General features: G+C 32.4%; 3 protein-coding genes. All 3 read left to right on the top strand.

The annotated features are described in order from the left end of the window. Positions 1 to 171: 171 nt before the first annotated feature. Positions 172 to 1,737: an endonuclease NucS domain-containing protein gene (locus XYCOK13_RS20485; protein ID WP_213414114.1), complete on the top strand. Its 1,566-nt coding sequence runs from the start codon at positions 172 to 174 to the stop codon at positions 1,735 to 1,737. A 72-nt stretch (positions 1,738 to 1,809) separates the two neighbouring features. After that, the gene (locus XYCOK13_RS20480; protein WP_213414113.1) at positions 1,810 to 3,573 is read left to right on the top strand and encodes an ATP-dependent nuclease; all 1,764 of its coding nucleotides are present in this window, start codon (positions 1,810 to 1,812) and stop codon (positions 3,571 to 3,573) included. Then, positions 3,566 to 5,407 carry an ATP-dependent helicase gene (locus tag XYCOK13_RS20475; protein ID WP_213414112.1) on the top strand — a complete coding sequence of 614 codons (1,842 nt, stop codon included), beginning with the start codon at positions 3,566 to 3,568 and terminating at the stop codon, positions 5,405 to 5,407. Before XYCOK13_RS20480 ends, XYCOK13_RS20475 begins: the two co-directional genes overlap by 8 nt. The last annotated feature ends 161 nt before the right edge of the window (positions 5,408 to 5,568 follow it).

The raw sequence follows: 5,568 nt of genomic DNA, 5'->3' as shown, positions 1-5,568 counted from the left end.
CTTAGAAACAAGTATGCCACTACCTTTTTGTTTTGTGACTATTCGCCGATCAGCAGAAACTACCAAATAGTCATAGTTATGTGATATGATGATCCCATGTCACTAACTTTACTAATTTCCTTTTACTAAGCAATCGAACAGCGGTTGTTATTAGATTTGGGGTGTAATCGAATGGGCCGTCGATACGAGGAGAAAATCAGAGATTACATAGCAGATAATCTAAGTTTTATTGATGAAACACTAACACTCATAAAAAAGGAATACAAGCTCGATAATATACACGGTACAAAAGGCTTCGTTGATATTTTAGCTAAAGATAACTATAACAACTACGTTGTTATTGAAGTGAAACGGTCAAATCAAGCAGCCAGGCAAGCTATTCATGAAATAATGAAGTATGTTGCACTTCTTAAACACAATTACAAATTAAAGGAAAGTGAAGTTAGAATTATTATTATTTCAACTGATTGGAATGAATTGCTTATCCCATTCTCGGAACTTTTACTGCAAAATTCATACCATATAGAAGGATATAAAATAGATATTGACGCAAACTATTTGCCTGTATCTAAGTCTAAAGTAGCCCCTGTAAAGAGTCCTACTACAAGAAAATTTTCGCGCACACATTTTGGTTATTTTTGTGAAGACAATCAAACAATAGACTCACTTAAGTATATTATTGAAAAAGTTATGTCTGATATTAAGATAAATGATTTTATTTTAATCGAATTACAAACTGATAGAGAAAAATACCCAAACAAACATGCATTATATTTTGTTATTGTTAGCTCCTCAAAAGAAAAATATTGGAATATTCTAGAGGAACTCGACAACTTAAAAGATGAAGCAAATTTGATTTCAAAAGTAAAAGAATACATAGAGTCATCAGAAGAAGATATGTTTGATGATAGCGAACTATATTATTTAGAACAATCGGTATTTACTGAAATAGTTGAACAAATATATGAAAACGAATTACCTAAAAAGTATTTTTTGGAAATAGGGAATCCTGAATCTTTTACTTCATTTATTGAAAATTGGGAAATTTTAAAGGTAAACCGATATGGATTTCTTAAGGAAGATATACGATTAGGAGACGATCAAATAAAGAACGAGATAATGGGATTAAATGGAACAAACAGGGATTTATTTATCGATATATGTGAAAGTAAATTCTTACAGAAGTTCAATGAAGTAAAACAGGAGCTTAATTATTCCCTTTCATTTAATAGTTCTTGGAAAGATGATATTAACCAAATACTCGATCATAGATCAGATGAAAATACCAGGATCAGTATTTTTATTTATTCCCCAAGTAACATACTATTCTCATTACATCAGGTTATTGAATCGAAGCAATGGATTTTTTTACCCCATTTCGAAATAATAGTTGACTATATTGAGAAAAACCATCCTTACACAATTATCTATACTGGACAAATTCACTGGAATGGAAAAAAACCATGTTTTAAGGAAATTTTAGAAAAGTACTTTTATAGCGATGTATTTAATTTGTTATTATCCATGACTATGCATTCCATTGAGTCGATGGACGAGAAAATCATGCAAGATTTAGGTTTAGAATATGTTACAAAAAAGTATTTAATTGAGGATAATGAGATAATCAGAGATAACATTAACGCAGTTTACAAAAATATAGAACACTTTTTTCAAGATAATAGAGAATTCCTTCAAGAACTAAATGTTTTTTTCAACAGATATTCCCTTCAAATCTGAGTATTTTTACTAAGATATTCTACCTTGATAAATGGACTGGTTCATATTTGTAAAGAAATGAGGTAACGGTATATGAGTATTCTCGTGAAGACTATAAGAGTATCTGGGTTAAGAGGGTTACAAAATATTGAAGTACATCTTGAAAAAACCACTGTAATTACGGGCATGAATAACACAGGTAAAACATCACTATTAAAAGCATTACAAATTGCGCTTGGGAATAGTCAGTTTGTCTCTTATGATGATTTCTATGTATCAGAAGACAGAAATACGGATAAAATAGTGATTGATGTATGTATCGTTCCAATGGATGAAACAGATTCCATAACTGATACGTTCAGCGATCAATGGGAAGCACTGTTTACAGATGACAGAATTAAACTCAATAATCAAGGAAACTTCATTGTTCCGTTGCGTACAGTGGTTACCTACGACCCAATTAAAACAACTTACAAGTCTCAAAAATATGTTTTGTCAGATTGGCCATCTTTTAGAGATGAGAATCAGAAGTATTGGTTTGATTATGAAAATGGATCTGAAAAAAATTTCAACTTTGAAGAAATTCCGTTTTTTTACATAGATGCTCAGAGAGATATTTTAGAGGATATGAAGGTAAAAAGCTCATATCTCGGAAAAATGATTTCAAAAATTGAGTACTCACAAGAAGATATAGAAGAAATAGAAGAACAAATAAAAATACTTAACGAACAAGCAGTCAGTCGTAGTTCTATTTTGTCTGACATCAAAACAACACTAAGAGACTTAAATACTGCAATGGATACATCAAGTGAAGGTGTTGATATTACTCCGTTCACAAAAAAAATTAGAGATTTAAATAAGGGGCTATCAATTTATTATAGTGACAATAAAGATAGTTTTTCAATGGAATATCATGGAATGGGAACGCGAAGTTGGTCATCATTGCTTGTGTTAAAGTCGTTTGTTAATTTACTAAATAAAAACGCACTTAGAGAACATGCGCCTTTTTTTCCTATCTTAGCTATCGAGGAACCAGAAGCGCATTTGCATCCAAATGCTCAGAAAAAACTTTACTCACAAATTAGTGGTATTAAAGGACAAAAAATTATATCTACGCACTCCCCTTATGTCGCCGCTTCGTGTGAACTAAATCAAATAAGAAACTTTTATAAAGATCAGGAATCCGTTGGATGTGGTTCAATTGATTTTATTTCCTTAAAGAGCGAGGATATTAGAAAAATTAGAAGACAGGTGATTAACACTAGAGGCGAACTATTTTTCTCTAGATCGATTATTTTCATTGAAGGGGAAACAGAAGAACAAGCATTACCACTTTTTTTCGAGAAATATTTTGGAGTAACTCCTATTGAACTTGGAGTTGATATAATTGGGGTCGGAGGCTATGGGAATTATCTTCCGTTTATAAGATTTGCAGATGCTTTGAGTATTCCGTGGTTTATACTAAGTGATGCGGAAGCAAAAGTTGTAGATAGTGTCACAAATCAATTTCTTGAAAGTAATTCATCAAAATTACAAGGTGATGTTATTACTTTTTTACATGATGGAAATGATTTTGAGGCAGAATTAGTAAGCTGTGGTTATCGTGAAGAAATAAAGGATGCGATACTCAAGGTAGAATTACCACAATGCTATTCGCCTCAACACGAACAAGCAAAGGAACGTGAAATTGTGTCCTACAACGATGAAAAATTGCTACAGATAATTAGCAGCGAAAAGACCCGGTACGGTCATTTAATTGCCGAAAGCATTATAAATCGAGAAAAGGAAATTCCAGATAAGGTGAAAGAGTTATTCAATAAATTAGAATCTGTTTTCAGGAGTGTTGCAGATGAATAATATAAGATTATCAACTGTTCAACAAAATATTGTTTCGTTTGATGATGGTGCGCTCCTTGTTAAAGCCAGCGCTGGAAGCGGAAAAACTAGAGTATTGACTGAACGGATAAAACGACTTATCAAAAAGACGAACAGGAAAATATTGGCGGTCACTTTCACAAATAAAGCTGGCGAAGAAATGAAGGAACGACTTGGTAATTTAGAGGGGGTTGGAAAAAAGCTGTTTGTTGGAAACTTCCATGGGTTTTGTCAACAAGTCCTTGAGAATCACGGTAAATTAATAGGACTAACAAACCTCCCTCATATTTTTGAGGATGAAACGGATCGGCTAGAACTGATAGCTCAAGCGATTGAGAACACTCCTTCATATTATAATCAATATATTACATTAAACGCAAAAGAACAAAGAGAACTTCGATACAAGGTCTTGGATTTTATATCTAAATCCAAGAGGAATTTACTGTCCGAAGAAGATCTCCTGAATAGATATGAGAATCAAGAACTTGTCTTGCTCTACTCTTCTTATCAAGACATTTTATCATCACAAAATGCAATCGATTTTGATGATCTCATCTTATTATCGTACAGCCTTTTTATCGAGAATCCCAAGATCGCTGCTCTATATCGGAGAACCTATGAATATATTTGTGTTGATGAAGCACAGGACTTAAATTATGCACAGTACCAGCTACTACGATCAATAACTTCAAACGAATATAAGAATGTGATGATGGTGGGCGATCCAAACCAATCAATCTTTGCATTCAATGGTTCTTCTGCTGATTTCATGACAGAAAATTTTGTAGAGGATTATCAACCTACCGTAATAGAACTTCAAGAAAACTACCGATCTTCGAAAGCTGTATTACAAGCTGCTGATAGAATCATTCCTAACACAAGTAATAATTTTAACAATACTGTAATCGAAGGCATTTTTGAAATTCATAAAATGGATAATGAACAAACCGAAGCATTATGGGTATCTAATAAAATAAATGAATTGATTCATCTAAAACACCATAGGGATATTGAAGGGGAAATAACTTATGAAAAAATTGCTGTTCTCGCAAGAAATAAGTATGTATTTAAAGAGTTGACCAATGTCTTTGAACAAAATATAATACCATACTTTTATAAAATCACACCAGGTTCTATTAAATTTGAATCTAAGTTAATGAAAATTTTCGAATTATCGTTTCGCGTCAGAGTTAACCCCAAAGATTCCCTTCATTGGATTAAACTCCTCAATATGATTAACGAAAAAGATGTAGGTAGCTTGAGTGATCTTGCACTTGTTTTAGAAAAAAACGAAATATTAGAAGCGATTAATGTTATTTTGGGGCTTAAGGATGATGGAAGCAACTTTAAATCATCTTTAGAAAAATTCAAAGTTAGTATAAGTGAAAATGACAAGTTGAACGATGATAATGAAAAAAAGATGATTCTGAATGATATAAAAGAATTGTTGGAGCATTGGCATGAATATGACAAAAAGACTGATAAAAGATCACTATTACAATTTAAAACTTCAATGGCACTTGGGAAAACACATCCTTTATCTCAAAAAAATGGGGTTACATTAAGTACTGTGCACACTATGAAAGGACAGGAATATGATATTGTTTTTCTACTAGGTATGGATGACGAGACATTCCCAGATTATCGTGCAATTCGAAGTGGTGGAACAGAAATGATTCAAGAAAGAAATAATGCCTATGTTGCATTTACGCGTTCAAAACGTTTTCTATATGTTACTTGGCCTCAAATCAGATTAATGCCTTGGGGGGACTATAAACATAGAAGCATTTCTAGATTTATAAGAGAAATGAGTTGACTCTTTAGCTTTTAGTAGTCGTAGGTTTTATTTATGCGGATTCACATCAGAAAATAGCGATAAACAGTTTTTTAGACTTTTATAATGTTTATCTTTTTATTAGAGGGATATTCCTTATATTGCTGCTTAGCAGTAATATAAGTGGCATACTTGTTTCTAAG

It is taken from the genome of Xylanibacillus composti, from assembly GCF_018403685.1.
Taxonomy (GTDB): Bacteria; Bacillota; Bacilli; order Paenibacillales; family K13; genus Xylanibacillus; species Xylanibacillus composti.
This window is presented reverse-complemented; position numbering and strand designations above follow the sequence as displayed.